This is a genomic window from Phenylobacterium sp. J367 (genome assembly GCF_024699985.1).
GTDB lineage: Bacteria > Pseudomonadota > Alphaproteobacteria > Caulobacterales > Caulobacteraceae > Phenylobacterium.
Window position 1 is genome coordinate 1,874,345 of record NZ_JAJONA010000001.1, and the last position, 26,353, is coordinate 1,900,697.

23 protein-coding genes and 6 pseudogenes are annotated in these 26,353 nt (G+C 70.6%); 7 read left to right on the top strand and 22 right to left on the bottom strand.

Annotated elements, in window-relative coordinates:
• Positions 1 to 48: 48 nt before the first annotated feature.
• The 11 genes and pseudogenes from LRS04_RS10135 to LRS04_RS27835 form a co-directional block, all read right to left on the bottom strand.
• On the bottom strand, positions 49 to 492 hold the full coding sequence (locus LRS04_RS10135; RefSeq protein WP_257816259.1) for a VOC family protein: 444 nt from the start codon (positions 490 to 492) through the stop codon (positions 49 to 51).
• Positions 493 to 526: 34 nt separating this feature from the next.
• Positions 527 to 979, bottom strand: a complete 453-nt coding sequence (locus LRS04_RS10140; RefSeq protein ID WP_257816260.1) for a hypothetical protein — start codon at positions 977 to 979, stop codon at positions 527 to 529.
• Positions 980 to 1,096: 117 nt separating this feature from the next.
• Positions 1,097 to 3,523, bottom strand: a pseudogene (pheT, locus tag LRS04_RS10145) (phenylalanine--tRNA ligase subunit beta).
• Positions 3,524 to 3,543: 20 nt separating this feature from the next.
• Positions 3,544 to 4,655 (bottom strand): annotated as a pseudogene (gene pheS / locus LRS04_RS10150) (phenylalanine--tRNA ligase subunit alpha).
• A 201-nt stretch (positions 4,656 to 4,856) separates the two neighbouring features.
• On the bottom strand, positions 4,857 to 5,213 hold the full coding sequence (gene rplT, locus LRS04_RS10155) for a 50S ribosomal protein L20 (RefSeq protein ID WP_257816261.1): 357 nt from the start codon (positions 5,211 to 5,213) through the stop codon (positions 4,857 to 4,859).
• Positions 5,214 to 5,229: 16 nt separating this feature from the next.
• Positions 5,230 to 5,430 (bottom strand): 50S ribosomal protein L35, encoded by a 201-nt coding sequence (gene rpmI, locus LRS04_RS10160; protein WP_257816262.1) that lies wholly within the window; start codon positions 5,428 to 5,430, stop codon positions 5,230 to 5,232.
• Positions 5,431 to 5,746: 316 nt separating this feature from the next.
• Positions 5,747 to 6,622 (bottom strand): MFS transporter, encoded by an 876-nt coding sequence (locus LRS04_RS10165; protein ID WP_308238113.1) that lies wholly within the window; start codon positions 6,620 to 6,622, stop codon positions 5,747 to 5,749.
• A pseudogene (locus tag LRS04_RS26775) lies at positions 6,531 to 6,959 on the bottom strand (MFS transporter); the annotation flags it as partial. The gene LRS04_RS10165 and the pseudogene LRS04_RS26775, both read right to left, overlap by 92 nt.
• Positions 6,956 to 8,128 (bottom strand): MFS transporter, encoded by a 1,173-nt coding sequence (locus LRS04_RS10170; RefSeq protein WP_374577165.1) that lies wholly within the window; start codon positions 8,126 to 8,128, stop codon positions 6,956 to 6,958. The pseudogene LRS04_RS26775 and the gene LRS04_RS10170, both read right to left, overlap by 4 nt.
• 256 nt (positions 8,129 to 8,384) lie before the next feature.
• Positions 8,385 to 8,609, bottom strand: coding sequence for a hypothetical protein (locus LRS04_RS27830; RefSeq protein WP_374575897.1), 225 nt, complete (start codon positions 8,607 to 8,609; stop codon positions 8,385 to 8,387).
• On the bottom strand, positions 8,593 to 9,075 hold the full coding sequence (locus LRS04_RS27835; RefSeq protein ID WP_374577167.1) for an MBL fold metallo-hydrolase: 483 nt from the start codon (positions 9,073 to 9,075) through the stop codon (positions 8,593 to 8,595). Before LRS04_RS27835 ends, LRS04_RS27830 begins: the two co-directional genes overlap by 17 nt.
• On the opposite strand from LRS04_RS27835, the gene LRS04_RS10180 reads away from it, so the two are divergent.
• Positions 8,956 to 9,288, top strand: coding sequence for a hypothetical protein (locus LRS04_RS10180; RefSeq protein WP_257816265.1), 333 nt, complete (start codon positions 8,956 to 8,958; stop codon positions 9,286 to 9,288). The genes LRS04_RS27835 and LRS04_RS10180 overlap by 120 nt on opposite strands.
• On the opposite strand, the gene infC is transcribed toward LRS04_RS10180, so the two are convergent.
• The 3 genes from infC to LRS04_RS10195 form a co-directional block, all read right to left on the bottom strand.
• Positions 9,266 to 9,787, bottom strand: a complete 522-nt coding sequence (gene infC / locus LRS04_RS10185) for a translation initiation factor IF-3 (protein ID WP_257816266.1) — start codon at positions 9,785 to 9,787, stop codon at positions 9,266 to 9,268. The two genes, LRS04_RS10180 and infC, sit on opposite strands and share 23 nt — an antisense overlap.
• 120 nt (positions 9,788 to 9,907) lie before the next feature.
• Positions 9,908 to 10,891 carry a glycosyltransferase family 9 protein gene (locus tag LRS04_RS10190; RefSeq protein WP_257816267.1) on the bottom strand — a complete coding sequence of 328 codons (984 nt, stop codon included), beginning with the start codon at positions 10,889 to 10,891 and terminating at the stop codon, positions 9,908 to 9,910.
• Positions 10,891 to 12,093, bottom strand: a complete 1,203-nt coding sequence (locus LRS04_RS10195) for a glycosyltransferase family 4 protein (protein WP_257816268.1) — start codon at positions 12,091 to 12,093, stop codon at positions 10,891 to 10,893. Before LRS04_RS10195 ends, LRS04_RS10190 begins: the two co-directional genes overlap by 1 nt.
• A gap of 23 nt (positions 12,094 to 12,116) precedes the next feature.
• Between LRS04_RS10195 and LRS04_RS10200 the strand changes: the two genes are divergently transcribed.
• Positions 12,117 to 12,860 (top strand): alpha/beta fold hydrolase, encoded by a 744-nt coding sequence (locus LRS04_RS10200; RefSeq protein ID WP_257816269.1) that lies wholly within the window; start codon positions 12,117 to 12,119, stop codon positions 12,858 to 12,860.
• Between the two features lie 32 nt (positions 12,861 to 12,892).
• A complete protein-coding gene (locus LRS04_RS10205) occupies positions 12,893 to 13,801 on the top strand; it encodes a DMT family transporter (RefSeq protein ID WP_257819066.1) in 909 nt (302 codons plus the stop codon).
• 51 nt (positions 13,802 to 13,852) lie between these two features.
• Here LRS04_RS10205 and LRS04_RS10210 read toward each other — a convergent pair whose 3' ends face one another.
• From LRS04_RS10210 to LRS04_RS10220, 3 genes are all read right to left on the bottom strand, one after another.
• Positions 13,853 to 14,713 (bottom strand): SDR family oxidoreductase, encoded by an 861-nt coding sequence (locus tag LRS04_RS10210; RefSeq protein ID WP_257816270.1) that lies wholly within the window; start codon positions 14,711 to 14,713, stop codon positions 13,853 to 13,855.
• A gap of 3 nt (positions 14,714 to 14,716) precedes the next feature.
• Positions 14,717 to 15,928, bottom strand: coding sequence for an NAD-dependent epimerase/dehydratase family protein (locus tag LRS04_RS10215; RefSeq protein ID WP_257816271.1), 1,212 nt, complete (start codon positions 15,926 to 15,928; stop codon positions 14,717 to 14,719).
• A 68-nt stretch (positions 15,929 to 15,996) separates the two neighbouring features.
• Complete coding sequence (locus LRS04_RS10220; RefSeq protein ID WP_257816272.1) at positions 15,997 to 16,872, bottom strand: UTP--glucose-1-phosphate uridylyltransferase; 876 nt, start codon at positions 16,870 to 16,872, stop codon at positions 15,997 to 15,999.
• 215 nt (positions 16,873 to 17,087) lie between these two features.
• On the opposite strand from LRS04_RS10220, the gene LRS04_RS10225 reads away from it, so the two are divergent.
• Entirely contained in the window at positions 17,088 to 17,387 is a 300-nt protein-coding gene (locus LRS04_RS10225; protein WP_257816273.1) for a hypothetical protein, read from the top strand.
• A 58-nt stretch (positions 17,388 to 17,445) separates the two neighbouring features.
• On the opposite strand, the pseudogene glmS reads toward LRS04_RS10225, so the two are convergent.
• Positions 17,446 to 19,263 (bottom strand): annotated as a pseudogene (gene glmS / locus LRS04_RS10230) (glutamine--fructose-6-phosphate transaminase (isomerizing)).
• 136 nt (positions 19,264 to 19,399) lie between these two features.
• Here glmS and glmM point away from each other — a divergent pair.
• The 3 genes and pseudogenes from glmM to LRS04_RS10245 all read left to right on the top strand — a co-directional run bounded on the left by glmM (position 19,400) and on the right by LRS04_RS10245 (position 22,035).
• Positions 19,400 to 20,751: pseudogene (glmM, locus tag LRS04_RS10235) on the top strand (phosphoglucosamine mutase).
• Between the two features lie 155 nt (positions 20,752 to 20,906).
• Positions 20,907 to 21,797 (top strand): cytochrome c, encoded by an 891-nt coding sequence (locus tag LRS04_RS10240; protein WP_257816274.1) that lies wholly within the window; start codon positions 20,907 to 20,909, stop codon positions 21,795 to 21,797.
• A 70-nt stretch (positions 21,798 to 21,867) separates the two neighbouring features.
• A complete protein-coding gene (locus tag LRS04_RS10245; RefSeq protein ID WP_257816275.1) occupies positions 21,868 to 22,035 on the top strand; it encodes a hypothetical protein in 168 nt (55 codons plus the stop codon).
• Between the two features lie 102 nt (positions 22,036 to 22,137).
• Here the strand turns inward: LRS04_RS10245 and LRS04_RS10250 are convergent, their stop codons facing one another.
• From LRS04_RS10250 to LRS04_RS10270, 4 genes and pseudogenes are all read right to left on the bottom strand, one after another.
• The gene (locus LRS04_RS10250; RefSeq protein WP_257816276.1) at positions 22,138 to 23,442 is read right to left on the bottom strand and encodes a UDP-glucose/GDP-mannose dehydrogenase family protein; all 1,305 of its coding nucleotides are present in this window, start codon (positions 23,440 to 23,442) and stop codon (positions 22,138 to 22,140) included.
• Between the two features lie 78 nt (positions 23,443 to 23,520).
• The gene (locus tag LRS04_RS10255) at positions 23,521 to 25,023 is read right to left on the bottom strand and encodes a phosphomannomutase/phosphoglucomutase (RefSeq protein ID WP_257816277.1); all 1,503 of its coding nucleotides are present in this window, start codon (positions 25,021 to 25,023) and stop codon (positions 23,521 to 23,523) included.
• An 86-nt stretch (positions 25,024 to 25,109) separates the two neighbouring features.
• Positions 25,110 to 26,076 (bottom strand): annotated as a pseudogene (locus LRS04_RS27840) (SIS domain-containing protein).
• A 14-nt stretch (positions 26,077 to 26,090) separates the two neighbouring features.
• A complete protein-coding gene (locus LRS04_RS10270) occupies positions 26,091 to 26,336 on the bottom strand; it encodes a hypothetical protein (protein ID WP_257816278.1) in 246 nt (81 codons plus the stop codon).
• Between the last annotated feature and the right edge of the window lie 17 nt (positions 26,337 to 26,353).

Below are 26,353 nucleotides of genomic sequence, written 5' to 3' on the forward strand. Positions count from 1 at the left end.
GATCTATCGGACGTTCACGCTCGCCCCGAGGTGACCCGCGTCACCGTCCTAGCCGGGGTCGCCGACCTTCTGCGACGGCGTCCCGAACAGGCCGCGGCCGGGCACGTGGTTGAGCTCGAGCCGGATGCCGTCGGGGTCCTCGAAGAGCACGGAGTAGTAGCCGGGGGCCCAGGGATCGGTCTGCGGACCGTGGACGATGGTCGCGCCGAGCTCCTGCAGGAAGGCGAAGAGCGCATCGACGTCCTCGCGCTCGCGGGCCCGCCAGCAGTGGTGGTGCAGCCCGACGCGCGCCTGCACGAAGCGCTGGCCGGCGTGCTCCGGGTCCGGCGCCTGGACGCCGAAGCCGGTCCGCCCGCCGACGCAGTAGTAGAGGCGGTCGGTGGCGGCGACCTCCTTCAGGCCGAGGAAGGGCAGGAGCCGGCGGTAGAAGGCGACCGACGCCTCGAAGTCGCCGGCGGTGATGAAGGTGTGGGCGACGCCGTTGATCTCCATGGGCGCCAGGAGACCACCGTCACGCGAAGGAGAGTCAAGCCGCGGGGCGGTAGTCGCCGACCGGCACGGCGACCCGGGCGCCGTCTTCCGGGAAGACCTCGGGGTTCAGCGTCCGTGAATAGACCCGGCCGCTCGGGGCGAAGGCGTGGGTGGCGCAGCCCTCGGCGTCGGTGATGGTGACCACCCCGTTCCAGGCCGCCGCCAGCCGGCTGAACGCCTCGCGGTTCTCGGGCGTGTTCCAGGCGTGGCGGCGTCCCGGCAGGGAGACGACCTGGACCGCCACCGGCCAGCGGTCGCGCTCGCCCGCCGCCAGCAGGAAGCCGCAGTCCGGCGGGAACAGGCCTTCCGGGGCTTCGCCATGCCGCCAGAGGCAGTGGAACGTCTGGCATGACGGGGGGTGAGCGCCCCAGATCCCGCAGCCGCGGCCCCCGCCCAGCAGGTGGCCGCAGGGCTGGCCCGCCGCCTTCGGCAGCTCGCGCACGGCCATGACCGTGCAGCAGGCGTCGCAGCCGGCGCAGGTCCGGGGGTGGGGAGCGAGTCGGCCATGGCCGGCAGGGTGGACGACCCGGCGCCGCGATCCAATGGGCCGCGGCGCCGCGCCCTGCTAGCTCCGCAGCTTCGCGCCCACGGCCTTCTCGGCGACGGCGACGATCTTCGCCGACAGGGCCTCGATCTCGGCGTCGGTCAGCGTCTTCTCGCGGGGCTGGAGGGTGACCTCCAGGGCGACCGACTTCTGGCCGTCCGGGACGCCCTTGCCCTGGTAGACGTCGAAGATCCTGACGTCGGCGATCAGCGCCTTGTCGACGCCGGCGATCGGCCGCACGAGGTCGCCCGCCGGCGTCGCGGCGTCGACCACGAAGGCGAAGTCGCGGCGCAGCGGCATCAGCGGCGAAAGGTCCAGCGGGGGCTTGGTCTTCAGGCCCTTCCTCTTGCCTTCCGGAATGGCGTCGAGGTTGAGCTCGAAGGCCAGCATCGGCCCCTCGGCGTCCAGCGCCTTGAGGATCAGGGGGTGCAGCTCGCCGAACTCGACCACCACGTTCTTGGGGCCGAGCTGCAGGCGGGCCGATCGGCCCGGGTGCCACCAGGGCGCGTTGGCCCCCTGGACGGTCTGCAGCGCGGGCGCGCCCAGTTCGGCCAGCAGGAACTCCAGGTCGGCCTTGAGCTGGAACAGCGGGTCGGACTTCGCGCCGTCCCACCGGCGGGGCGGACGGGGCGCGAGCAGGGCGGCCACCGCCGTCCACTGGTCGCCCGGCTGGTCGCCGCGGAAGTTCGGGCCGACCTCGAACAGGGCCGCGTCGGCGAAGCCCTTGCGGCTGTTGCGGGCGGCGGCCTCGATGAGGTTGCCGAGCACGCTCGGGCGCATGCAGGCGAGGTCGGACGCGATCGGGTTGGCCAGCACCAGTTCCTTCTGGCCGCCGCCGAACAGCTCGGCCCAGTCGGTGCGCATGAAGCTCCAGGTGACCGCTTCCGAATAGCCGCGCGCGGCGAGCGCCCGGCGGGCGTTGCGCATGCGGCCCTGGCGCACGGTGAGCGCGCCGCCGGCGGGCGGGGCGACCTCCGGCAGGGGTTCCAGCGGCAGGCGGTCGTAGCCCTCGATCCGGGCGACCTCCTCCACGAGGTCGGCCTTGCCTTCCACGTCGCGGCGCTCAGGACGGCGGCTGAACCAGGTCGCCGGAGAGCTGGAAGCCGAGCTTCGTCAGGATCTCGTCGATCCGGGCGCGCGGCAGGTCGAGGCCCGAGAGCTTCTTCACATAGGCCCGGTCGAAGTCGATGGCGGCCGGCGGGGGGCGGCGCCTTGCCGGCGACCCGGATCTCGGACGGCTCGCCGCCGCAGAGCTCAAGGATCATCTGCGTCGCCAGCTCCAGGCCGGGGACGACGCTTTCCGGATCGACGCCGCGGGCGAAGCGGTACTGGGCGTCCGAGGTGATGCCGGTGACCCGGCCGGTCTGGGCCGTGCGGATCGGGTCGAACCAGGCGCACTCCACGAAGACGTCGACGGTGGCGTCCGAGCAGCCGGTGGATCTCCCCGCCCATGACGCCGCCGATGCCGATCGGGCGCTGGCCGTCGGCGTCGGCGATGACGCTCATCTCGGGCGTCAGGTCGTAGGTCTTGCCGTCGAGCGCGATGAGCTGCTCGTCCTTGTGGGCGTGCGGCGTCGGCGTGTCCTCGCCCGAGGGCTCGGCCGGTCCGCGGCCGAGGCGGGCCTCGATCACGTCGCCGACCATCAGCGCGCGGTCATAGACGTGCAGCGGCCGGGCGCGGTCCATGGAGATGTAGTTGGTGACGTCCACCAGGGCGTTGATGGGGCGCAGCCCCACCGACAGCAGGCGGCGCTGCAGCCAGTCGGGCGAGGGGCCGTTCTTCACGCCCCTGATCAGCCGCCCGGAGAACACCGGGCAGGCGTCGCCGTCGACCTTGATCTCGATCGGGCAGGGGAAGGCGCCCGGGACGGCCTGCGTCGTGTCGGGCTTGAGGGTCCCGAGGCCGGCCGCGGCGAGGTCGCGGGCGATGCCGCGCACGCCCAGCCAGTCGGGCCGGTTCGGCGTCACCTCGAAGTCGATGACGGCTTCCAGGCCGAAGGCTTCCGCCGCGGGCACGCCCACCGCCAGGTCGTCGGAAAGCTCGACGATGCCGTCGGACTCCTCGGCCACCTCCAGCTCCTTGGCCGAGCACAGCATGCCGTTGGAGACCACGCCGCGCACGGGGCGCGGCTCGAGCGTGATGCCCGAGCCCGGGACGTAGGCGCCGATCGGGGCGTAGATGGTGGTCAGGCCCGGCCGCGCGTTCGGCGCGCCGCAGACGATCTCGAGGCGGCCGTCGACGGTGTCGACCTGGCAGACCCGGAGCTTGTCGGCGTTCGGGTGCTGCACGGCCTCGACGATCTTGGCGACCGTGAACTTCGCGAGCTTGGACGCCGGATCCTCGACGCCCTCGACCTCGAGGCCGGCCATGGTCATGGCGTCGACCACCTCCTGCACGGAGGCGGTCGTGTCCAGATGCTCCTTGAGCCAGGAGAGGGTGAACTTCATCGCTTTATCCTCTCAGGCGCTCAGCTCAGGCCGGTGGCGGGGTTGGGCGCCTGGAAGGCCGAGAAGCCCCAGTGCTCCAGCCAGCGGGTGTCCGAGGCGAACATGTCGCGCAGGTCGGGCATGCCGTACTTCAGCGCGCCCAGGCGATCGATGCCGAGGCCGAAGGCGAAGCCCTGCCACTCGTCGGGATCGAGGCCGCAGTTGGCCAGGACCTTCGGGTGGACCATGCCGCCGCCCAGGATCTCCAGCCAGTCCTTGCCCTCGCCGATCTTGATGGAGCCGCCCGAGCGGTCGCACTGCACGTCCATTTCGCAGGAGGGCTCGGTGAACGGGAAGTGGTGCGGGCGGAAGCGGGTGACCACCGCGTCGGTCTCGAAGAACCGGCGGGTGAAGGCGTCGAGCGTCCACTTCAGGTGGCCCATGTGGATGGCGCGGTCGATGACCAGGCCCTCCATCTGGTGGAACATGGGCGTGTGGGTGGCGTCCGAGTCCGAGCGATAGACGCGGCCCGGCACGATGACGCGGATCGGCGGCGCCTGGCCCTGGGCGATCCAGGCGGGCAGCTTGCCGTTCTGACCCTGCTGCATGACCCGGACCTGCACGGGGCTGGTGTGGGTGCGCAGCAGCTTCCGTTCGCCCGTCGCGTCCTCGGGCAGCCAGAAGGTGTCGTGCATCTCCCGCGCCGGATGCTTCGGCGGGAAGTTCAGCGCCGTGAAGTTGTGGAAGTCGGTCTCGATATCGGGGCCTTCCGCCAGGCCGAAGCCCATGTCGGCGAAGATGGCGATCATCTCGTCCAGCACCTGCATGGTCGGATGGACGCGGCCGCGGCGCTCCGGCGGCGGGGAAGCGTCAGGTCGACGCGCTCGGCCGCCAGCCTGGCTTCAAGTTCGGCGGCCTCCAACTCGGCCTTGCGGGCGGCGATGGCGGCGGTGACGCGGTCGCGTAGCCCGTTGATCTGCGGGCTGCGCTCGCGGCGCTCGTCGGGGCTGAGCTGGCCCATGGTCTTGAGGAGCTCGGAGACGGAGCCGGACTTGCCCAGCGCGGCCACGCGCACGGCTTCCAGGGCGGCGAGGTCCGCCGCGGCGGCGACGGCGCCGGTGATCTCGGCTTCGAGTTGCGAAAGGTCGGTCATGACGCTGGGGTTCTTAGAGGGGAAGGGGCTTTGGGGAACCACCCGCAGGACGGGAGGCGGCTTCGCCGGACGGCCCTGCGGGCGCCCTTTCAAGGATTTCTCCCGCCGGTTCGGCGGGAGAGGGCGCGCAGCAAAAAAGCCCTCCGGCGGTTCGGCCGGAGGGCTGATTGTGAGCTTCAGGATCGAAGCGATCCGGGAGCCTTAAGCCAGCGCGGCGCGAACCTTGTCGGCGATGGCCTTGAACCCGGTCGGATCGTTGCCCGCGATGTCCGCGAGGACCTTGCGGTCGATCTCGATCCCGGCCTGGTCCAGGCCGTGGATAAACTGCGAGTAGGTGAAGCCTTCAAGGCGCGCCGCGGCGTTGATCCGCTGGATCCACAGCGAACGGAAGTTGCGCTTGCGGACCTTGCGGTCGCGGTAGGCGTACTGGCCGGCCTTGTCCACCGCGGCCTTGGCGGCGCGGATGGTGTTCTTGCGGCGGCCGTAGAAGCCCTTGGCCTGTTCCAGGACCTTCTTGTGCTTGGCGTGGGCGGTGACGCCCCTTTTGACGCGAGCCATCTGTCAGATCTCCGGATTAAAGGCCGTACGGCAGGAACTTCTTGATGATCTGAGCGTCGGCTTCGCTCATCACCTTGGTCCCGCGGTTCTGACGGATGTACTTGGCGTTGTGGCTGATCAGGCGGTGACGCTTGCCAGCGACGCCGGCCTTCAGCTTGCCGGACGACGTCAGCTTGAAGCGCTTCTTCACGCCCGACTTGGTCTTCAGTTTGGGCATTTCACGTCGGAGCCGGAGCTCCGTCCTCTTGGCGTATTGATGAACCGCCCTGGCATGCCTTTGGCCAGGCGGCTCCGAAGGGGCGGGCTAATACGCGAAAGAGGGGGCTCGTGCAACTCCTCTCCCCCGGCTTCACCTCCCCCACGAAGTGGCGGGAGGGGGACCGCCGGCCGAGGCGAAGCCGGAGAGCCGGGGGTGGAGGGGGCAAGCCCCAGTCACTGCCGGCCGCTTGCCCCCTCCACCCCTCGCTCTGCAGCCAGCAAGCTGGCTTCGGCGAGCGGTCCCCCTCCCGCCGCTGACGCGGGGGAGGTGAAAGCTACGCCGGCCGCCGCGTGCGCTGCCGCACCTGCAACGCGAACCAGACGGCCGGCAGGATCAGGACGGCGGCGAAGGCGAAGGGCGAGCCGGGGCTGACCAGGCTGAAGAGCTGGCCGGCCAGCACCGGGCCGCCGATCCGGGCCAGCGCCATGCCGCTCATGTTCAGCCCCAGCATCTCGCCCTGCCGGTCGGGCGGCGCGGCCTGGGAGATCAGGCCCGTGAGGTTCGGGAAACAGATCGACTGGCCGATGCAGACGAAGGCGAATCCGAGGATCGCCACCTGCCAGACGGGCGACAGCCACTGGGTGGTCAGGCCGACGCACATGAAGACCAGGCCGCCGGTGAGCGTGGTTGCTTCGCCGAACCGCCGGGCGAGCCGGCCCGAGAGCCAGCCCTGGCAGACGGCGCCCAGCAACCCGATGGCCATGAAGGCGAGCCCGATCTGCCGGGGGCCCCAGCCGAAGCGGGTCTCGGTCCAGAGGCCGTAGGTCGCCTCGATGCCGGCGAAGCCGACCACGGTGATGAAGCTGATCGCCATGATCCGGCCGATGATCGGGTGGGCGAAGGCCTCGTTCAGCCCGTCGAGACGCTTGAGAGGCCGGTAGGGGCGCCGCTCCGGCCGGTTCTCGCGCACGAAGAGGACGACCGCCAGGGCCGCGGCGATCGCGAAGCCCGCGGCGACCCACAGGGGAAGCTGGAACCCCAGGGGCGCCGCGCGACGGCTGGGCGAGCAGGCCGCCGATGGCGGGCCCCGTGGTGAAGCCCGCGCTGAACGCGGCCCCCATGATCCCCATGCGGGCGGCGCGGCGCTCCGGCGGAGTGATGTCGGCCAGCGCGCCCTGCAGCGTCGAGATGTTGCCGGCGAAGAAGCCATTGAAGAACCGGATGGCGAAGGCGATCCAGATGTTCGGCGCGAACGACAGCGCCGCGTAGCTGACGCCGACCAGGGCGATGGTGACGATCAGCACCGGCTTGCGGCCGATGCGGTCCGACAGCCGGCCCCAGAACGGCTCCCCGAGGAACTGGCCGAACGAGAAGGCCGAGAACATCAGGGTGACCTGCCAGGCCTCCGCCTCGAACGCCTGGGCGAAGAACGGCAGCAGCGGGATCACCAGGCCGAAACCGGCGATCATCAGGAAGATCACCGACAGCAGGACGACGAGCGCGCGGCGCTCCTCGGGGGACACGGGCGCGGTGACGGGCGCGCTCATGGCTGGCCGCCGCCGCGCCGCTGGCGCGCGATCTCGCCGGCGGCCAGCGCCAGCCAGATGGCCGGCGCGACGGCGAGCGCGCCTTGCAGGAAGGGTCCGTGGATGGTCAGCCCGGCGAAGCTCAGCCCCGCGCAGAACGGCCCGATCACCCGGGCGAGCGCGCCCATGGCGTTGTTCAGGCCGAGGATCTGCCCCTGGCGGTGCGGATCGGCGGCCTCGGAGATCATCGCCGCGACGTTCGGGAAGGCCACGGAGGAGCCGACCGCGCTCAGCGACATGAGCGCGATGGTCGCCGGTCCGCTGGACACGACCGGCTGCAGGGCCATGCAGATCATGGTCAGCGCCATGCCGGCGGCCAGCATCCGGCCCTGGCCGTAGCGTTCGGCGAGCGGGCCGGCAAAGGTCATCTGGGTCGCCGCCGACGCGGCGCCCGCGAAGGCGAAGGCGATGCCGACCTCGCGCGGGCCCCAGTCGTAGCGGGCCTGGGCCCAGAGGCCGAAGATCGACTCCACGCCGGTGAAGGCGAAGCCGACCAGGAAGGTGACCAGCATCAGCTTGCCGACGACCGGATGGCGGGCGGCCTCGCCGGTCGCCGCCCAGCGGTTCGGCCGGTAGGTGGCCGAGAGGTCGCGCTGGCGGCTCTCGCGGATGAAGAGGGCGATGCCCACGGCGCAGGTCCCGAACAGGGCCGCGGCGATGAACAGCGGGAGCTGGAAGCCCAGGTGCCCGGCCTCGGGACGGGCGAAGAGGCCGCCCAGCGACGGGCCGACGATCAGGCCGACGTTCCAGGCCGCACTCTGGTAGCTCATGGCCCGGGTGCGGCGCTCGGGCGGGGTGACGTCGGCGATGTAGCCCTGGATCACCGAGCCGTTGCCGGAGAAGAGGCCGCCCAGCAGCCGGATGCCGAAGGCCGCCCAGGCGTCGGGCGCGAAGGCCAGCGCCAGGTAGCAGAGGCAGTTGGCGACGATGGTGGAGATCAGCACCGGCTTGCGGCCGATGCGGTCCGACAGCCGGCCCCAGAACGGCTCCCCGAAGAAGGTGCCGACTGCGAAGGCCGAGAAGATCAGCGCGATCTGCCAGGGCGGGGCGTCGAACGACTTGGCATAGAAGGGCAGCAACGGGACGACGATCCCGAAGCCCAGCATGTTCAGGAAGATCAGCGAGATCAGCGCCGCCGCCGCGAACCGCGGTGGCGGCGTCGCCCCCGCGGCGCGGTGTCGGACATGTTAACGGTGTTAGGACGGGCCGACCGTCCCGACAAGGACAACGGCGCCACACCTGATCCCTCCCTTACTGGGGAGGGTCGACTCGCCGTCAGGCGAGCGGGGTGGGGAGGTGTGGGCCTGGCTGGGAGTCCGTGCCTGAGCCTGACATCCCCACCCTGGCCGCTGCGGCCTGTCCCTCCCCATTAAGGGAGGGACGGGTTTACTTCGCCGCCGCCTGCTGTTTGGCCAGGGTCTCGCGGAAGCTCTTGTAGGAGGCCTGGTAGTAGGCCTTGCAGCCGGCCGGATCGACGAAGGCGTCGGCCTTGCCGGCGTCGAGCGCCGCCTTCTTCTTCTGCAGGTCGAAGAAGCGCGTGTGGCTGGCCAGGAACACCTCGCACGGCGCGTTCAGCCAGAACTGGTGGCTCTTCTCATAGTCCGCCGCCATGCCCGGATAGGTCTCCGGCGCCACCAGGCGGTAGCCCGGCAGGACGCTCGACGAGCAGTGGACCAGCGCCTGGCGCACCTTGCCGGCGACGGTCACCGGGAAGGTCCAGGTGGTGCAGCCCTTGGTGTGGCCGGGGGTGATGTGGGCGGTCAGCGTGACGCCGCCCAGGCGGATGTGCTGGCCGTCCTTCAGGATCACGTCGACCTTGGTGGGCGCGTACTCCCACTGCGGCCCCTTGAGGTAGGGGTCGCCCTTGCCGCCGGCCTCGATGATCGGGGCGTCGGGGGGCGCTGACGTAGAGCTTCGCGCCGGGGGCGGCCTTCTTCAGCTCGGCGAGCCCCGCGGCGTGGTCGAAGTGCTGGTGGCTGTTGACCAGCACCTTGATGGTCGCGGGATCGAAGCCGAGCGTGCGGATATTCTCGACCGCCTGCCGACCGGTGATCGCGTCGCCGCCGTCGATGACGATCAGCCCGGCCCTGGTGGTCAGCAGGTAGGCGGCGTAGTCGGCGGCGCCGATGTAGTAGAGGCCTTCCCCTATCTTGAACGGCGGATAGGCGGCGTTCTCCGGCGACGGGCCCTGCTGGGCGGCGGCGCCCAGGAAAAAGCGGCCGCCGTGACGGCGACCGCTCCCCAAATTCCGAAGTGTCTGCGGCGCACTACCGGGGCGCCAGGATCATGATCATCTGACGGCCCTCCATGCGGGGCTCGTACTCGACCTTGGCGACGGGCTCGAAGTCGGCCTTCACCTTCTGCAGCAGCTTCATGCCCAGTTCGGGGTGGGCGAGCTCCCGGCCGCGGAAGCGCAGGGTGACCTTCACCTTGTCGCCTTCCTCGAAGAACCGGTGCATCGAGCGGGCTTTGACCTCGTAGTCGTGGATGTCGATGTTGGGACGGAGCTTGATCTCCTTGATCTCCACCACCTTCTGCCGCTTGCGCGCCTCGTTCTTCTTCTTCTGCTCCTGGAACTTGAACTTGCCGTAGTCCAGGATCTTGCAAACGGGCGGATCCGCGTTCGGGACGATCTCCACCAGGTCGAGGCCCGCCTCTTCGGCGGCCTCCAGAGCGGAGGAGGTCGGCATCACACCCTGCTTCTCACCGTGCTGGTCGATGAGCAGGACGCGGGGAACACGGATTTCATCATTGATGCGCGGACCGTCTTTGACGGGCGGCGCCTGCATGGGGCGGCGAATAGGCGAGGCTCCTAGAGCTGTTTCAACGAGGGTTCGAACGCAAAACGCCGGCGCGCGGCGAGCGCTCCGGTCGACCCCGCAACTATATGCGTGAGGGTTGACGCTCTATCAACCCGCGCCGGCGGCGGGGACCAGAGAGACGGCGGCCTGTGCCACCTTCGCCACAGGGAGTTCCGAGAGCTTTTCGGCCTGGATCACCGTGACCTTGCCACGCGGCGCCGACAGCGCCGGATCGGACGCGCCGGAGAACAGCACGACCGTCGGCGCGCCGGCCGCGGCGGCCAGGTGCAGCGGGCCGGTGTCGTTGCCGACCGCCATGGCCGCCTTGGCGCCCAGGATGGCGATGCGGGCGAAGTCGGTGCGGCCGGTCAGGTCGCGGGCCCGGGGCACGGTGCGCTGGATCGAATGGGCGAGGGCGGTCTCCTGCGGGCCGCCGATGATCACGATGTCGAACCCGCGGCCGTAGAGGATGCGGGCGAGCTCGGCGTAGCGCTCCACGGGCCAGCGCTTCTCCGGCCGGTGGGCCGAGCCGCCGGGCACGAACATGACGTAGGGCCGGGGCTTCACGGCGCCCGGGACCGGGCGCTCGGCCGGGTGGTTCTTCCAGATCCAGGAGAGGTCGGGCCCCGGCGCGGTCCCCGGCGAGGTCGGCGCATCGGGCCAGATGCCGGCGTACATCAGCTGGTCGGCCTGCCGCTCGAGCGTGTGCATGTGGTCGCGCAGCTTGTTCCGGTGCGGCAGCGCGCAGCCGAGCGCGATGCCGGACCAGGGCGGCGGGTTCGGGCGCAGCACCTGGAAGATGCGGTTCGAGGCCGAGGAGGTCTGCAGGTCGTAGACCCGATCGTAGTTCGCCGCGCGCAGCCGTTTCCTGAGCGCCATCCACTGGGCGAAGGTCTCGGGCCGGCCGTCGGTCTCGACGGCGTTGAAATAGGGGCAGGATTTCGCCAGCGCCTCGAAGGGCGGGGTGGTGAGGAGGGTGATGTGGTCCTTCCGGTGGGCCTCGCGGATCTTCTTCATGGCGGCCAGCGCCAGCACGAAGTCGCCGAGCGCGCCCAGCTTCACGACGAGGATCTTCTGAACGCCGCGGGGCATCAGGCGCGGCCCTCCAGGACCTGTTCGTAGGCGGCCAGCGTCGCCGCCGTCATGGCGTCGACCCGGTAGAGCCGGCAGGCGCGGTCCATGGCGACCCGGCCCATCTCCGCGCGGGCGTCGGGGCCTGCGTCGATGGCCGCGCGGAGCGCGTCGGCCCAGGCGTGCGCGTCGCCCGGCGGGACCAGCCAGCCGGTGACGCCGTCGACGACCGTCTCCACCGTGCCGCCGTGAGCCGAGACGATGACGGGCCGCCCCATGGCCTGCGGCTCCACCGCCGCGCGGCCGAAGCTTTCCGGCACGGTGGTCGGCAGGAGGGCGACGTCGCTGAGCAGGCAGGCCGCGGGCATGTCGTCACAATGCCCGACGATCTTTACCGTGTCCTGAAGACCGCCCGCCGCGATGGCCGCGTGGAGCTCGCGGCGGTACTCGGTGCGGCCCTGGTCGTCGCCGGCGAAGAGGATGGTGAAGTCCGTGCGGCCTTCCGCGGCCAGCCGGCGCGCCGCCTCGACGATGGTGAGCTGGCCCTTGATGCGGGTAAGCCGCCCGGCCAGCAGGAAGGCCACCTTCCCGTCGTCCGCCGGCACGCCCCAGGCGGCGCGCAGCAGCTCGACCCGTTCGGGCGCCACCTTCGACGGATCGAAGCGGTCCAGGTCGACGCCCCGCGGGATGGTCACCACCCGGGCCGGGGCGATGCGGTGCTCGGCCAGCACATGGTCGCGGGTGTAGTCGGAGTTGGCGATGACCAGGTCGCCGCGGGTCATCACCGCATTGTACCAGCGCTTCAGCCCGGACTTCGCCTTGTAGACCCCATGGTAGGTGGCCACGAAGGGGACGCCGGTCCCGCGGGCCGCCCACAGCGCCGAGAAGGCCGGGGCGCGGCTGCGGGCGTGGACGAGGCTGACCTTCTCCCGGCGGATCAGGGCCGCGAGCTTCCAGGCGTTGGCGAGGATGGTCAGCGGGTTCTTGGAGGCGGCGTCCAGCGGCGCGAACTCGCCGCCGTCGGCCTCGAGGCGGGAGACCATGCGTCCGCCGCGGCTGGCGACGATCGCCCGGCCGCCGGCGGCGACGACCGCACGGGCGACGTCGAGCGCGGACTGTTCGGCGCCACCGGTGTCGAGCTCCGGGACGACCTGCAGCAGGGTGAAGCCAGGGGGGCAGGGACACGAGGGCCTGCATAGCGTGAAACGGCCTTTGGTGAACACCGCCGCGGGCCTTAAGACGGGGCATGAGCGAAGAGAGCGGACACCTCGAACGGCCGGGCTACCGGCTGGCCTGGAAACGCGTCGCGGGCGAGGGCCCCGTGGTCGTCTGGCTGGGGGGCTTCAAGTCCGACATGGCGGGGACCAAGGCCCAGGTGCTGGCCGATTGGGCGCTGGAGACCGGCCGGGCCTATGTCCGGTTCGACTACTTCGGCCACGGCGAGTCCGACGGCGACTTCCGCGACGGCACGATCACCCGCTGGCGCGAGGACGCGCTCGCGGTCATCGACGAGCTTGGGGAGCGCGACGTGGTGCTGGTCGGCTCCTCCATGGGCGGCTGGATCGCCTGCCTCGCCGCCATGGCCCGGCCGGCGCGGGTGAGGGCCCTGGTGCTGGTCGCGCCCGCCCCGGACTTCACCGAGAAGCTGATGAGGCCCGAGATCCCGCCGGAGGGGCTGGCCGACCTCGAGCGCGACGGCGTGTGGCTCCGGCCCTCGGACTATGGCGAGCCCTATCCGATCACCCGCGAACTGCTGGAGGACGGCGCGCGCTGGTCGATCCTGGAGGCGACCGAGGTGCCCATCGCGGTGCCGGTCCGTGTGCTGCAGGGCGGGGCCGATCCCGACGTGCCCTGGGCCCACGCGCTCGAGCTCGCCAACGCCCTGAAGGGCGAGGACGTGGTCTTCACCCTGATCAAGGACGGCGACCACCGCCTCTCCCGGCCGCAGGACCTCGATCGCCTGGTGGCGGCGGTGGAGGAGGTCTCCTGACGGCCTTCAGTCCCTGGCGGACGGCGCCGCTGCTGCTCTCCACCACCATCCTCTTCTGGGCGGGCAACTCGATCGCCGGACGGGCCCTGGTGGGCGTGGTCCCGCCGATGGCGCTGGTCTTCTGGCGCTGGGTGGCGGCCTTCGCCATCGTCTCGGCGGTGGCTTGGCGCCACGTCCGGAAGGACCGCGCCGAGCTGATCCGCCGCTGGCCCACCGTGCTGGCGCTCGCCGCCACCGGAGTCGCGAGCTTCGGGGCGCTGCTCTACGTGGGCCTGCAGCGGACCACCGCGCTGAACACCCTCGTCGTCCAGGCGGCGATCCCGCCGCTGATCATGCTGTTCGCCTGGCTCTTCCTGCGCGAGCGGACCACCCGCTGGCAGGTGGGCGGGGTGGCGGTCTCGCTGCTAGGCGTGCTGGTGGTGCTGTCGCGCGGGCGGCCATGGGACCTGCTGCACCTGGGCCTGAACGCCGGCGACGCGGTCGTGCTGTTCGGCGTCGTGCTCTACGCGGTCTATTCGCTGATCCTCAGGCGGCGGCCGCAGGTGCATCCCATGAGCCTGCTCTGGGCGACCTTCGGGGCGGCGATCCTGCTGCTCGCGCCGTTCTACGCCGCCGAGCTGATCGCCGGCCGGCACATGACGCTGAACGCGCCCACCCTGCTGGGCGTCGCCTATGTGGCGATCTTCCCGTCGTTCCTGGCCTATCTGTTCTTCAACCGCGGCGTGGAGCTCATCGGGGCGGCGCGGGCCTCGCAGTACCTGCACCTGCAGCCGGTGTTCGGCGCCGTCCTGGCGGTGCTGCTGCTGGGCGAGGCCTTCCACCTGTTCCACGCGGCCGGGCTGGCGTTGATCGGGGCGGGGATCCTGCTGTCGTCCTGGCGACCGAAGGGCTTAGAGCGAAATCCGCTTCGATATAATCGGATTTCGCTCAAGGCACTTTGAATTTAGAGCATTTTCTACGCCGAACCGGCCTCCACTTCGGCGGAAAATGCTCTAGCCCCCCGAGGCCAGGATCGCGGCCAGCCCTTCGCGGTAGGTCGGATAGGCCGGCCGCCAGCCGAGCTCGGCCTTGGCCCGGGCGTTCGAGACGCGCTTGCTCTCGGCGTAGAAGCGCATGGCCTGGGGCGAGAGGCTCGCCTCGGCGATGGGGATCTCCGGCGGGACCGGCAGGCCGAGCAGGCCGGCGGCGTAGGCGATCACGTCGGCGTTCGGCGCGGGTTCGTCGTCGCAGAGGTTGTAGACGCCGCCGGCCCGTGGCCGGGCGATGGAGGCGTCCAGGCCCGCGGCCAGGTCGTCCACATGGATGCGCGAGAACACCTGGCCCGGGGCGACGATCCGGCGGGCCTCGCCCGCCCGCAGCCGGTCCAGCGCCGAGCGGCCGGGGCCGTAGATCCCGGGCAGGCGGAAGACCGTGACCGTCAGGCCCATGCCGCGGCCGACCTCCAGCCAGTCGCGCTCGGCGGCGACCCGGCGGGCGCCTTCCAGCGACTGGGCCGACAGCCGGCTCGCCTCGGTGACCCAGCCGCCGCGCCGGTCGCCGTAAACCCCGGTGGTGGAGAGATAGCCGGTCCAGTCCGGGAAGGCCCCCGAGCGGGCCAGCGCCGGGACCAGCACCGGCAGGCCGGGGCAGCCGTCGGCCCCGGGCGGGGCGGTGACCAGCAAGGCCTGGGTCGTCGTCAGCGCTTCGGCGACAGCGTCCTGGTCGGTGGCGAGGTGCGCCGTGACGCCTTCCGCTGCGAGGGCGGCGGCGTCCTGCGGCGACCGGACCGTGGCGTGCACCTCCCAGCCCTTCGGCCGCAGGCGCCGGGCGAGCGCGCGGGCCGCGTAGCCATAGCCGAAGACGAACAGCCGCAAGCGCTATTCCGCGGCGACGGCGCCGGACTGGACGCTGGCCGTGGCGGCGGCCCGCTCGGCGTTCCAGGCGCTGACGCAGGGAATCCGGGAGAGGTCGGCGCGGCCGGCGCAGGCCCGGGCGATCTCGGCGACTTCGAGCAGCAGGCCATCCTCCAGGGTGATCGGGTCGAGGCCGTAGGCGAGCAGGCGGCGGTTCTCCACGGCCAGGTCGTTCTCGTCTGCCTCCTGCCGCGGATTGGGCAGGTGGGCGACCTCGGCGCCGGTCAGGCGCGCGACCATCTGGGCGAGGTCGCGGACCCGCCAGCATTCGGTCATCTGGTTCATGACCTTGACCCGCTCGCCGCGCTCGGGCGGATTGGCGAGCGCCAGTTCGACGCAACGCACCGTGTCCTGGATGTTGATGAAGGCCCGCGTCTGGCCGCCGGCGCCGTGGACGGTGAGCGGGTGGCCCACGGCGGCCTGCATCAGGAAGCGGTTCAGCACCGTGCCGTAGTCGCCGTCGTAGTCGAAGCGGTTGACCAGCCGGGGATCGAGCCGGGTCTCCGCGGTCTGGGTCCCCCAGACGATGCCCTGGTGGAGATCGGTGATCCGGAGGCGGTCGTTCTTGGCGTAGAACTGGAAGAGCAGGGCGTCCTGGGTCTTGGTCAGGTGATAGATCGACCCCGGATTGGCCGGATAGAGGATCTCCCGGGGCTCCCAGCCGTCCGGCGTCTCCACCTTCACCGTGAGATAGCCTTCCGGGATCGCCATGCCTGCCGTGCCGTAGCCGTAGACCCCCATGGTGCCCAGGTGGGCGAGGTGGATGTCCTGGCCGCTGTCGACGATGGCCGCCAGGATGTCGTTGGTGGCGTTGAGGTTGTTGTCGACCGTGTAGCGCTTGTGCCGCGCCGATTTCATGGAATAGGGCGCGGCCCGCTGTTCGGCGAAATGGACCACGGCGTCCGGCCGCCAGCCGGCAAGCAGCGCCAGGAGGGCGTCATAGTCCTTGCCGACGGTGAGATCGTGGAAGCCGATGGTCCGGCCGGAGACCTCCGCCCAGGCGGCGAGGCGGGTCCCGATGTCGGCGATAGGGGTCAGCGACCCGGCGGCGAGCTCGTCGTCGATCCGTCGGCGTGAGAGGTTGTCAGCGATCGCCACCTCGTGGCCGCGCGCCGACAGGTGCAGGGCCGTGGGCCAGCCGCAGAAGCCGTCGCCGCCGAGGACCAGTACGCGCAAACTCGCCGCTCCTTCGCGTTTTCCCCCTGGACGACAGGGCTACCGCAGAGCGGCGTTGGGCGGAAGCCTCAGGCCTTGAGCAGATCCTGGATCGCGGCGCGGGCGGCGTCGGCCAGGTCGGGCCGGCGGAGCGCGAAGGCGACGTTGGCGCGCAGCAGGCCGATCTTGTCGCCGCAGTCGTAGGTGGTCCCCTCGTACTCCAGCGCCTGGAAGGGCTGGCGCTTCATCAGGTGGGCCATGCCGTCGGTGAGCTGGATCTCCCCGCCGGCTCCGCGCTCCTGGGTCTCGAGGATCTCGAAGATCTCGGGATTGAGGATGTAGCGGCCGGAGATGAACAGGTTCGAGGGCTCCGTCCCCGGGGCCGGCTTCTCGACCATGCCGACCATGCGGTTCAGCCGGCCTCCCTGGCCTTCGAGGGCGACGATGCCGTACTTGTGGGCCTCACCTTCCGGCGCGGGCTCGACAACGACGATGTTGGCCCGCGTCTTCTCGTAGGCGGCCACCGCCTGGGCGAGCGCCGGGGTGTCGGCGGCCATCAGCATGTCGGGCAGCATGACGGCGAAGGGCTCGTCGCCGATCACGTCCCTGGCGCACCAGACCGCGTGACCGAGGCCGAGAGGGGCCATCTGGCGGATGAAGCTCATCTGGCCGGGTTGCGGCAGGTCGCGGCGCAGGTCCGCCAGGATCTCCACCTTGCCCTTGGCCTCCAGGATGCCCTCGATCTCGGGGCTGGCGTCGAAATAGTCCTCGATCGCGCCCTGGCCGCGGCCGACGATGAACACGAAGTGCTCGATGCCGGCCGCCCTGGCTTCCTCGACGATGTAGCTGAGGATCGGCCGGTCGACGACGTTCAGCAGATTCTTCGGAGTGGTCTTGGCGCCCGGCAGCACCCGGGTCCCCAGGCCCGCCACCGGCAGGACAGCCTTACGCACGCGCTTCGTCATCAGCCCCTCGTCCCCAAGCTTCACTTTCAGGCGGACACCGAAACGTCCAGGCCGGCGAAGTGATCCCTGCGGCGTTAGAGGACCGGCGTTCGGAAATCCACCGGGGCGGTCGCCAAATGTGATCGGGAAGGCGCCTTTTCACGATTTCGGCGCCTCACGGCGGCGTGTAACGTCCGCGGCCCGGGGGGAACCAAGACCAGGGAGAAGACCAAATGATGCTCCGCACCATCACGTCCGTCGCCGCCGCCGCCATGCTGATGGCCAGCCTGTCGGCCTGCCAGCAGAAGACGGAAGAGGCGCCGGCCACCGGCACCGCCGCCGACGCCTCGGCCACGGCGCCCGCCGCCGACACCTCGGCCATGGGCTCGGCCATGGCCACCGATCCGGCCGCCGCCGGCGCGATGACCACGCCGACCGATCCGGCCGCGGCCCCGGCCACGCCGCCGGTCGACGGCTCGATGACCGCCACGCCGCCGGCCACCACGGCCCCCACCACGACGCCGCCGCCGCAGTAAGGCTTCAGGCAGACCTGAACGGAACGGCCGTCCCTCGGGGCGGCCGTTTTCGTATCCGCTATTCGACGGTGACGGACTTGGCGAGGTTGCGCGGCTGGTCCACGTCCGCGCCCTTGTAGACGGCCACGTGGTAGGCCAGGAGCTGCACCGGCGCCGACAGCACCAGGGGCGCGATCAGCGGGTCGCAGCGCGGCGCGGTGACCACCACCCGGGCCCCTTTCGGAGCATGCCGTTCGCCGTCGGGATCGGTGATGAAGATCACCTGTCCGCCGCGGGCCATGACCTCCTGCATGTTGGAGGCGGACTTCTCGAAATAGCTGTCGAAGGGCGCGAGGATGACGATCGGCGTCTGCTCGTCGACGAGGGCGATCGGACCGTGCTTCAGCTCGCCGGCGGCATAGCCCTCGGCGTGGATGTAGCTGATCTCCTTGAGCTTCAGCGCGCCTTCGAGCGCCAGCGGGTACATCGGCCCGCGGCCGAGGTAGAGCACGTCGCGGGCCTTGGCCACGTCCTGGGCGATGCCGCGGACGGCGTCCTCGAGCTGGATGGATTCTGGCGATCAGCCGCGGCGCTCCAGCAGCACCTTGACCATCCGCGCTCTCCTCGGCGGCGTCGATCTTCCCCCGGGCGCGGGCGGCGGCCACGGCGACGGCGGTCAGCACGGCGACCTGGGCGGTGAAGGCCTTGGTCGAGGCGACGCCGATCTCCGGCCCGCAGTGGATCGGCCAGACCACGTCCACCTCGCGGGCCATGGTGCTCTCGGTGGCGTTGACCACGGCGGCGGTCTTCATGCCCTTGGCCGCGCAGAACCGGAGCGCGGCCAGGGTGTCGGCGGTCTCGCCCGACTGCGACATGGCGATGGCGAGCGCATCCTTGCGCAGCGCCGGCTGGCGGTAGCGGAACTCGGACGCGATCTCCACGTCCACCGGCAGGTCGGCGAGCTGCTCGATCAGGTACTTGCCGAGCAGGCCGGCGATGTAGGAGGTGCCGCAGGCGACGATCTGCACGCGCTCCAGCTCGGCCCAGTCGATGCCGCCGGCCACCGCGGTCCTGCCCGCGAGCGCGTCCACATAGGCCGAGACGGTGTGCTGGACGCCCTCCGGCTGGTCGTGGATCTCCTTCTCCATGAAGTGGCGGTAGTTGCCCTTCTCGACCAGGGCGGCCGAGGCGGAGACCTGGCGCACCGGGCGATCCACCGGCTGGCCGGTCTCGTCGAAGATGCGGGCCTGGGTGTGGTCGATGGCGACGTAGTCGCCCTCGTCCAGGTAGCAGATGCGGTTGGTGAAGGGCCCGACGGCAAGCGCGTCCGAACCCAGGAACATCTCGCCGTCGCCGTAGCCGACGACCAGGGGCTGCCGCGGCGGGCGCCCATGACCAGGCCGTCCTCGCCCTCCACGAGCACGGCCAGCGCATAGGCGCCGGTAAGCTGGTCGAGGGTGGCCTTCAGCGCGTCCAGCGGCGGCTTGTCCGCCAGCTCCTGGTCGAGGAGCTGGGCGATCACCTCGGTGTCGGTCTCGCTCTCGAAGGTGCGGCCCTTGGCCCTCAGCGCCTCGCGCAGCTCGGCATAGTTCTCGATGATGCCGTTGTGGACGAGGGTGACGCGGCCGGCCTTGTGCGGGTGGGCGTTGCGCTCGGACGGGGCGCCGTGGGTGGCCCAGCGGGTGTGGCCGATGCCGACGGTGGCGGTCAGGGGATCGCCCGCCAGCACCTCCTCCAGCGCGCGGATCTTGCCCTGGGCCCGGCGGCGCTGGAGCCTGCCGTCGACGACGCCGGCCACGCCCGCGGAGTCGTATCCACGGTACTCCAGGCGCTTCAGGCTTTCGATCAGCCGGTCCTGCACCGGACGCACGCCGACGATGCCGATGATGCCGCACATGAGGCTTTGCTTCCTTTATGATAGGGCGCGAACCTGAGCCCTAGTTCCCGGGTTCTGGGTCCTAACGCCGGGGCTTTAGCATCGGCTAAGCTGGCGGCCACTAAATCTCGGTTTCGGATCGTTTCGAGGACTATCGATGAGCAAGCGCGCCTATTTCGGCACCGACGGCATCCGGGGTCAGGCCAACCGCCATCCGATGACGGCGGAGGTGGCCCTGCGCGTCGGCATGGCGGCGGGCAAGCTGTTCATGTCGAAGGACGAGCGCCGCCACCTGGTGGTCATCGGCAAGGACACCCGGCTCTCGGGCTACATGATCGAGCCGGCGCTGGTGGCCGGCTTCACCAGCGTCGGCATGGACGTGCGCCTGTTCGGTCCGCTGCCGACGCCGGGCGTCGCCATGATGACGCGCAGCCTGCGCGCCGACCTGGGCGTGATGATCTCGGCCTCGCACAATCACTTCGCCGACAACGGCATCAAGCTGTTCGGCCCCGACGGCTACAAGCTGTCGGACGAGCGCGAGCTGGAGATCGAGGCCCTGATGGACCAGGGCCTGCAGGAGGGCTGGCGCCGCCCCAGGGCCTGGGCCGGGTGCAGCGGATCGACGACTGCCAAGCGCGCTATGTGGAGATCGCCAAGGCGTCCTTCCCCCGCCGGCTCAGCCTCTCGGGCATGCGCGTGGTGATCGACTGCGCCAATGGCGCGGCCTACAAGGTGGCCCCCGAAGCGCTCTACGAGCTCGGGGCGGAGGTGATCCGCATCGGCGTGGCCCCCAACGGCTTCAACATCAACGAGGAGTGCGGCTCGACCGCGCCCGCCGCCATGCAGAAGGCGGTGAAGGAATACCGGGCCGACATCGGCATCGCGCTCGACGGCGACGCCGACCGGCTGGTGATCTGCGACGAGAAGGGCCAGGTCGTCGACGGCGACCAGATCATGGCGGTGATCGCCGACCACTGGGCGCGGACCGACCGCCTCTCCGGCGGCGGGGTGGTGGCGACCGTGATGTCCAACCTCGGCCTGGAGCGCTATCTCGCGGACCGCAGGCTGACCCTGGAGCGGACGCAGGTCGGCGACCGCTATGTCATGGCGCGGATGCGCGAGGGCGGCTTCAACCTGGGCGGCGAGCAGTCGGGCCACATCATCCTCTCGGACCTCTCGACCACCGGCGACGGCCTGCTGGCCGCGCTGCAGGTGCTGGCCGTGCTGAAGGAGAGCGACAAGCCGATGAGCGCGCTCGCCCGACAGTTCGTGCCCGTGCCCCAGAAGCTCGAGAACGTGCGGTTCTCGGGCGGCAGGCCGCTGGAGGACGAGCAGGTGAAGACCGTGATCGCCGACGCCGAGGCGAAGCTGAACGGCACCGGGCGGCTGGTGATCCGCAAGTCCGGCACCGAGCCGCTGATCCGCGTGATGGCCGAGGGCGACGACGAGAAGCTGGTCAGCCAGGTGGTCAAGGAGATCGTCGGGGCGGTGAAGAAGGCGGCGGCCTAGAAGATCGTCCGCCCACCAGCCTAAGGGTTCTGCAAAGCTGCAGAGCCGTGCTGCGTCCGCGCGGATTGTGGGCCCTTACGGCTTGGCTTAGGACCCCCGCTCCGCGAACGGGGGTCGACGAAGCTCCCACGTCTTGATCGGGAGCCAGGGTTCCAATGAAGCGCCTCCTCAGGCGGGCCGGCCTCGCGCTGGCCGGTCTCGCTGTCCTTGTTGTCTGCGCCGTGCTGGGCGCGTTCGCCGCCAGCGAGGTGATGCTGCGCCGAAGCTATCCGAAGACCCCGGTGACGATCGCGGCCTCGACCGACGACGGCGCGGTGGCCCGCGGCCGCAAGGTGGCGCTGCTGAACGGCTGCCACGACTGCCACGGCGACAGGATGGAGGGCCGGCTCTTCCACGACGAGATGCCGATCCTGCGCGCCTGGGGACCGAACCTGACGAGGATCGCCGCCAAGCAGACGGACGCCGAACTCGACCGCGCCATCCGCCACGGCGTGGCCGGCGACGGCCGGACGCTGTGGGTGATGCCGTCGGAGGCCTTCGCGCGCCTGGACGACTCGGAGGCCGCGGACCTGCTGGCCTACATCCGCAGCTTCCCGGTGACCGGCGAGGAGCAGCCGCGCACCCAGGTCGGGCCGGTGGGCCGGCTGGGCGTCCTGATGGGCAAGTTCGATCTGGCGCCGGCCATGCTGATCAAGGAGGGCGACGTGGCGCTGCCGGACCTCGGACCCCGGCACGCCGAGGGCCGCCGGATCGCGCGAACCTGCATCGAATGCCATGGCCCGGCCCTGACCGGCCGGGAGGTGGTGAAGGCGCCGGACCTGATCATGGCGGCGTCCTATGAGATCGAGGACTTCGAGAAGCTGCTGCACACCGGCATCGCGGCCGGCGACCGGGAGATCGGCCTCATGACCGGGGTCTCGCGCAGCCGCTTCAAGCATCTCAGCCACGCCGAGGTGCAGGCGCTTCACGATTACCTGAAGGCGCGGGCGGACAAGCTTCTGTCGACGGATAGAATTGCCGCGACGGCAACCCTACCCAACCCTTGAGACTTGTGTCAGCATCACAGCGTTCTGCGCCGCTCGACCGGCGCCGACGAAAAGAAGATGCGGAGGAAACATGCGGCATGACCTCGCTTTCGGCGGGTCGGCGCGTCCGTTGGTCGGCCGGGGCGTCAGCTCCGTGGCCTGCCTGGCGTTCGTGGTCGTCCTGGCGCTGGCCTTCTGGGCCGGTGCGGTCTGGCTCGGCCAAGTGCTCTTTCAGCTGACGTCGGGCGGCGGGTTCTGATCCCCTGACCGACAGCGGCCGCGTTGAAGGCGACCGCCTCCGCGGGCCCATCGGTGCGCCCTCATGCTACGCCCAAGGCCGGGCTTGCCCGGCCTTCGTCGTCTAGGCCCGCCCGACGCTGGTGTAGGCGAAGCCGCGGGCGCGCATGTCGTCGGGCTTGTAGATGTTCCGGAGGTCCACGAGCACCGGCTTCTTCATCAGGAGCTTGATGCGGTCGAGGTCGAGGGCCCGGAACTGGTCCCACTCGGTGATGATGACCAGCGCGTCGGCGCCCTCGGCGACCGCGTAGGGGTCGTCCCGGAAGGCGACGTCCTTCAGCATGTGCTTCGCCTCGTGGCCCTCGGGGTCGAAGGCCTGCACCTTCGCGCCGGCGGCCTGCAGGGCGGGCACGATGTCGAGGGAGGGCGCATCGCGCATGTCGTCGGTGTTGGGCTTGAAGGTGAGGCCCAGCACGCCGATCGTCTTGCCGCTGAGATCCTGACCGTCGACCGCGCCGATGACCTTCTTGGCCATGGCCTTCTTGCGGGCGTCGTTGACCTTCACGGTCGTCTCGATGAGCTGGACGGGCGAGCCCGCGTCGCGCGCGGTGCGGACGAGCGCCAGGGTGTCTTTCGGGAAGCAGGAGCCGCCGTAACCCGGGCCGGCGTTCAGGAACTTGCCGCCGATCCGGCCGTCGAGGCCGATGCCCTTGGCCACCTGCTGCACGTCGGCGCCGACCGCCTCGCAGAGGTCGGCCATCTCGTTGATGAAGGTGATCTTCATGGCGAGGAAGGCGTTGCCCGCGTACTTGATCAGCTCGCTGGTCCTGCGCCCGGTGAACTGGATCGGGGTCTCGTTGAGATAGAGCGGGCGATAGAGCTCGCGCATCACCGCGCGGGCCCGCTCGTCGTCGGTGCCGACGACCACCCGGTCGGGGCGCTTGAAGTCCTCGATGGCCGCGCCCTCGCGCAGGAACTCCGGATTGGAGACCACGGCGACGTCGGCGTCGGGGCGCACGCGCTTGAAGATCGCCTCGATCTCGTCGCCGGTGCCGACCGGCACGGTGGACTTGGTGACCACGACGGTGAAGCCGTCGACCAGGCCCGCGACCTCCTCGGCGGCGGAGTGGACGTAGGAGAGGTCGGCATGGCCGTCGCCGCGGCGCGACGGGGTGCCCACCGCGATGAACACCGCGTCGGCCTTGCGCACCGCCTCGGCCGCGTCGGTGGTGAAGGACAGCCGGCCGGCCTTGACGTTGCTGGCCACGAGGGCGTCGAGGCCGGGCTCGTAGATCGGGATGCCGCCCTGCTGCAGGCGCTCGATCTTGCCGGCGTCCTTGTCGATGCAGGTCACGACGTGACCGAAGTCCGCGAAGCAGGCGCCCGAGACCAGGCCCACATAGCCTGTGCCGATCATCGCCACGTGCATGATTCAGTTATCCCCGACGAAGATTGGGCGTCCTTGGCACGGGCGGCGGGCAGGCGCCAGCGCAGCGGCGCCGCAGGACTAGATTTCCTGGTTGTACTTGCCGACCTGCGGCCGTTTCGCCAGGCGGGGCTTAACTTCCTCGCGGAACAGGGCGCGCATGTCGTCCTCGGAACGGGTGCTCTCCACCACGACGACGATCTCCGGCTTGTTGGACGAGGCGCGCACCAGCACCCAGGAGCCGTCCTCAAGGGCCACGCGGACGCCGTTGACGGTGATCACGTCGACGATCTTGCGGCCGAGGATCGTGCCGCCGGCCTTGGCGAACTCGCTGTACTCGCGGACCACGTCGTCGACGACGCCGTACTTCTCCTCGTCGGCGCAGTGCGGGCTCATGGTCAGCGAGGTCCAGGCGACGGGCAGGGCCTTCTTGAGGTCCGAGAGCTTCCTGCCCGGATTGCGGTCGAGCATGGCCAGGATCGCAGCCGCGGCGACAATTCCGTCGTCGTAGCCGCGGCCGATCGGCGGGTTGAAGAAGAAGTGGCCGCTCTTCTCGAAGCCGGCGAGCGCGCCGAGCTCCGCAGTCTTGCGCTTGATGTAGCTGTGGCCGGTCTTCCAGTAGACGGTCTTGGCGCCGTTCGCCTTCAGCATCTCGTCGGTGGCGAAGAGGCCCGTGGACTTCACGTCGACGATGAAGGTGGCGTCCTTGTGCAGGGCCGACAGGTCGCGGGCCAGCATCAGGCCGATCTTGTCGGCGAAGATCTCCTCGCCCTCGTCGTCCACCACGCCGCAGCGGTCGCCGTCGCCGTCGAAGCCCAGCGCCACGTCGGCGCCATGCTCGCGGACGGCCTTGGCCATCTCGGAGAGCATGTGGTGGTCCTCGGGGTTCGGATTGTACTTCGGGAAGGTCCAGTCGAGGTCGCAGTCCATCTCGATGACCTCGGCGACGCCCATGCGGCGCAGCGCGTCGGGGGCGAAGGCGCCGGCGGTGCCGTTGCCGCAGGCGGCGATGACCTTCAGCGGACGGGTCAGCTTGAGCCGGGTCGCGGCGTCGGCGATGTAGCGTTCCTTGACGCCGTCGATGTGGGCCAGCGAGCCGTCGGGGCGCTGCTTCCACTTTCCGCCGAGCACCAGCTCCTTCAGTCGGCCCATCTCGTCGGGGCCGAAGGTCAGCGGCTTCTGGGCGCCCATCTTCACCCCGGTCCAGCCGTTCTCGTTGTGGCTGGCGGTGACCATGGCGACGCACGGCGCGTCGAGGTCGAACTGGGCGAAGTAGGCCATGGGCGAGGTGGCCAGCCCGATGTCCAGCACCTCGCAGCCGGCGGCGACGAGGCCGATGGTCAGCGCCTGCTTGATCGACATCGAATAGGACCGGTAGTCGTGGCCGACGACGATCCGCTTCTGGCCGAGCTCGTGGATGTAGGTCCCAAGCCCCAGGCCCAGGGCCTGGACGCCGAGCAGGTTGATCTCGGGCCCGAACAGCCAGCGCGCGTCGTACTCGCGGAAGCCGGTCGCCTTCACCAGCGGCTGGGTCTCGTATTCGAAGGTGTTGGCGACGAGGTCGGCGCGGGGGACGGGCAGCATCGGAACTCCGGAAAACGGCGTGTGCGCGGTCTGTTTAATGAGCGGAAGGCGGCTAGGCCACCTCAACGCTCAAGGTCGGAGAAGGGTCACATCACGCCCGCGCGAAGGATGTCGTGGACGTGCAGGATGCCGACGGGCCGGCCGTCGTCGACCACGAAGAGCACGGTGACGGCGGGCGGCGGGTCGCTCATCAGGGCGAGCGCCTCGGACGCCAGCATGTCGGGCGGCACGGTCTTCTTCGGCCCCGGCGTCATGACCTCCCCGGCGGTGTGGTCCAGCAGACCCTCGATGTGCCGGCGCAGGTCGCCGTCGGTGATGGCGCCCAGGAGCCGGCCGTCGTCGCCGGTGACGCCGACGACGCCCCAGCGCTTCTCGGTCATCACCAGCAGGGTCTCGCGCATCGGGGCGGACTGGGAGACGAGCGGCAGCTCGTGGGCGCCCGTGCATCAGCGAGCCCGTGGTGCGCAGCATGGCGCCGAGCTTGCCGCCCGGATGGAAGACGTGGAAGTCGGAGGGCTTGAAGCCGCGGCGTTCCAGGAGCGCCACGGCCAGCGCGTCGCCCAGCGCGATCTGCAGGGTGGTGGAGGTGGTGGGCGCGTTGACCTCCGCCGTGGCCTCGGCGGCCTTCGCCAGCTCCAGCACCACGTCGGAGGCCTGGCCGAGCGCGCTGTGCGCCTCGGCAGTGATGCCGATCAGCGGGATATGGAAGCGCTTGGCGTAGGCCAGGATGTCGGCGAGCTCCCGGGACTCGCCCGACTTGGAGATGCCGAGGATCACGTCGGCGTCGGTGACCATGCCGAGGTCGCCGTGGCTGGCCTCCGCCGGGTGGACGAAGAAGGCGGGCGAACCCGTGGAGGCGAAGGTGGCGGCGATCTTGCGGGCCACGTGCCCGGCCTTGCCCATGCCGGTGCAGATGATCCGGCCCTTGGCGGCGAACAGCAGGTCGACCGCGCGGGCGAAGGGCTCGCCGAGGGCCCGGGCCTGGGCGGAGAGCGCGTCGGCCTCCTGGGCCAGGACGCGCCGGCCGACGGCGATGGCGTCGAAGGCGGTGATCGGGGACGTCTCGCTCATTGGGTGGGCGCCACCGCCTGGGCCTGCAGGTCGCGGACCGCGTCCCGGGCCTGTTTGGCGCGCTCCTGGGCGGCGTCGTGCTCGCGCTTCATGGCGGCCTTCATCTCCGGGGTCTGCTGGAGGGGCGTGTGGCCGAACGGGGCCGGCGAGCGCGCGCCCAGGCCCTGCGGCCAGACGAGGGCCAGCGCGATGGCGAGCGCGGCGGCGAGCCCCAGCAGCGGCAGGTAGAGGCGGTCGAGCATTGGAGCGCATATAGCCG

Excerpts from the sequence above, each read along its gene's own strand:
- rpmI (WP_257816262.1), bottom strand. The coding sequence starts at position 5,430 with ATGCCCAAACTGAAGACCAAGTCGGGCGTGAAGAAGCGCTTCAAGCTG.
- LRS04_RS10140 (WP_257816260.1), bottom strand. The coding sequence starts at position 979 with ATGGCCGTGCGCGAGCTGCCGAAGGCGGCGGGCCAGCCCTGCGGCCAC.
- LRS04_RS10225 (WP_257816273.1), top strand. The coding sequence starts at position 17,088 with ATGCTCCGCACCATCACGTCCGTCGCCGCCGCCGCCATGCTGATGGCC.
- LRS04_RS10135 (WP_257816259.1), bottom strand. The coding sequence starts at position 492 with ATGGAGATCAACGGCGTCGCCCACACCTTCATCACCGCCGGCGACTTC.
- LRS04_RS10270 (WP_257816278.1), bottom strand. The coding sequence starts at position 26,336 with ATGCTCGACCGCCTCTACCTGCCGCTGCTGGGGCTCGCCGCCGCGCTC.
- LRS04_RS10220 (WP_257816272.1), bottom strand. The coding sequence starts at position 16,872 with ATGACGAAGCGCGTGCGTAAGGCTGTCCTGCCGGTGGCGGGCCTGGGG.
- LRS04_RS10190 (WP_257816267.1), bottom strand. The coding sequence starts at position 10,891 with ATGCCCCGCGGCGTTCAGAAGATCCTCGTCGTGAAGCTGGGCGCGCTC.
- rplT (WP_257816261.1), bottom strand. The coding sequence starts at position 5,213 with ATGGCTCGCGTCAAAAGGGGCGTCACCGCCCACGCCAAGCACAAGAAG.
- LRS04_RS10165 (WP_308238113.1), bottom strand. The coding sequence starts at position 6,622 with ATGGCTTCTTCGCCGGCAACATCTCGACGCTGCAGGGCGCGCTGGCCG.
- LRS04_RS10245 (WP_257816275.1), top strand. The coding sequence starts at position 21,868 with ATGCGGCATGACCTCGCTTTCGGCGGGTCGGCGCGTCCGTTGGTCGGC.
- LRS04_RS10255 (WP_257816277.1), bottom strand. The coding sequence starts at position 25,023 with ATGCTGCCCGTCCCCCGCGCCGACCTCGTCGCCAACACCTTCGAATAC.
- infC (WP_257816266.1), bottom strand. The coding sequence starts at position 9,787 with ATGCAGGCGCCGCCCGTCAAAGACGGTCCGCGCATCAATGATGAAATC.
- LRS04_RS10200 (WP_257816269.1), top strand. The coding sequence starts at position 12,117 with ATGAGCGAAGAGAGCGGACACCTCGAACGGCCGGGCTACCGGCTGGCC.
- LRS04_RS10240 (WP_257816274.1), top strand. The coding sequence starts at position 20,907 with ATGAAGCGCCTCCTCAGGCGGGCCGGCCTCGCGCTGGCCGGTCTCGCT.
- LRS04_RS27830 (WP_374575897.1), bottom strand. The coding sequence starts at position 8,609 with ATGGCGGCGGACTATGAGAAGAGCCACCAGTTCTGGCTGAACGCGCCG.
- LRS04_RS10250 (WP_257816276.1), bottom strand. The coding sequence starts at position 23,442 with ATGCACGTGGCGATGATCGGCACAGGCTATGTGGGCCTGGTCTCGGGC.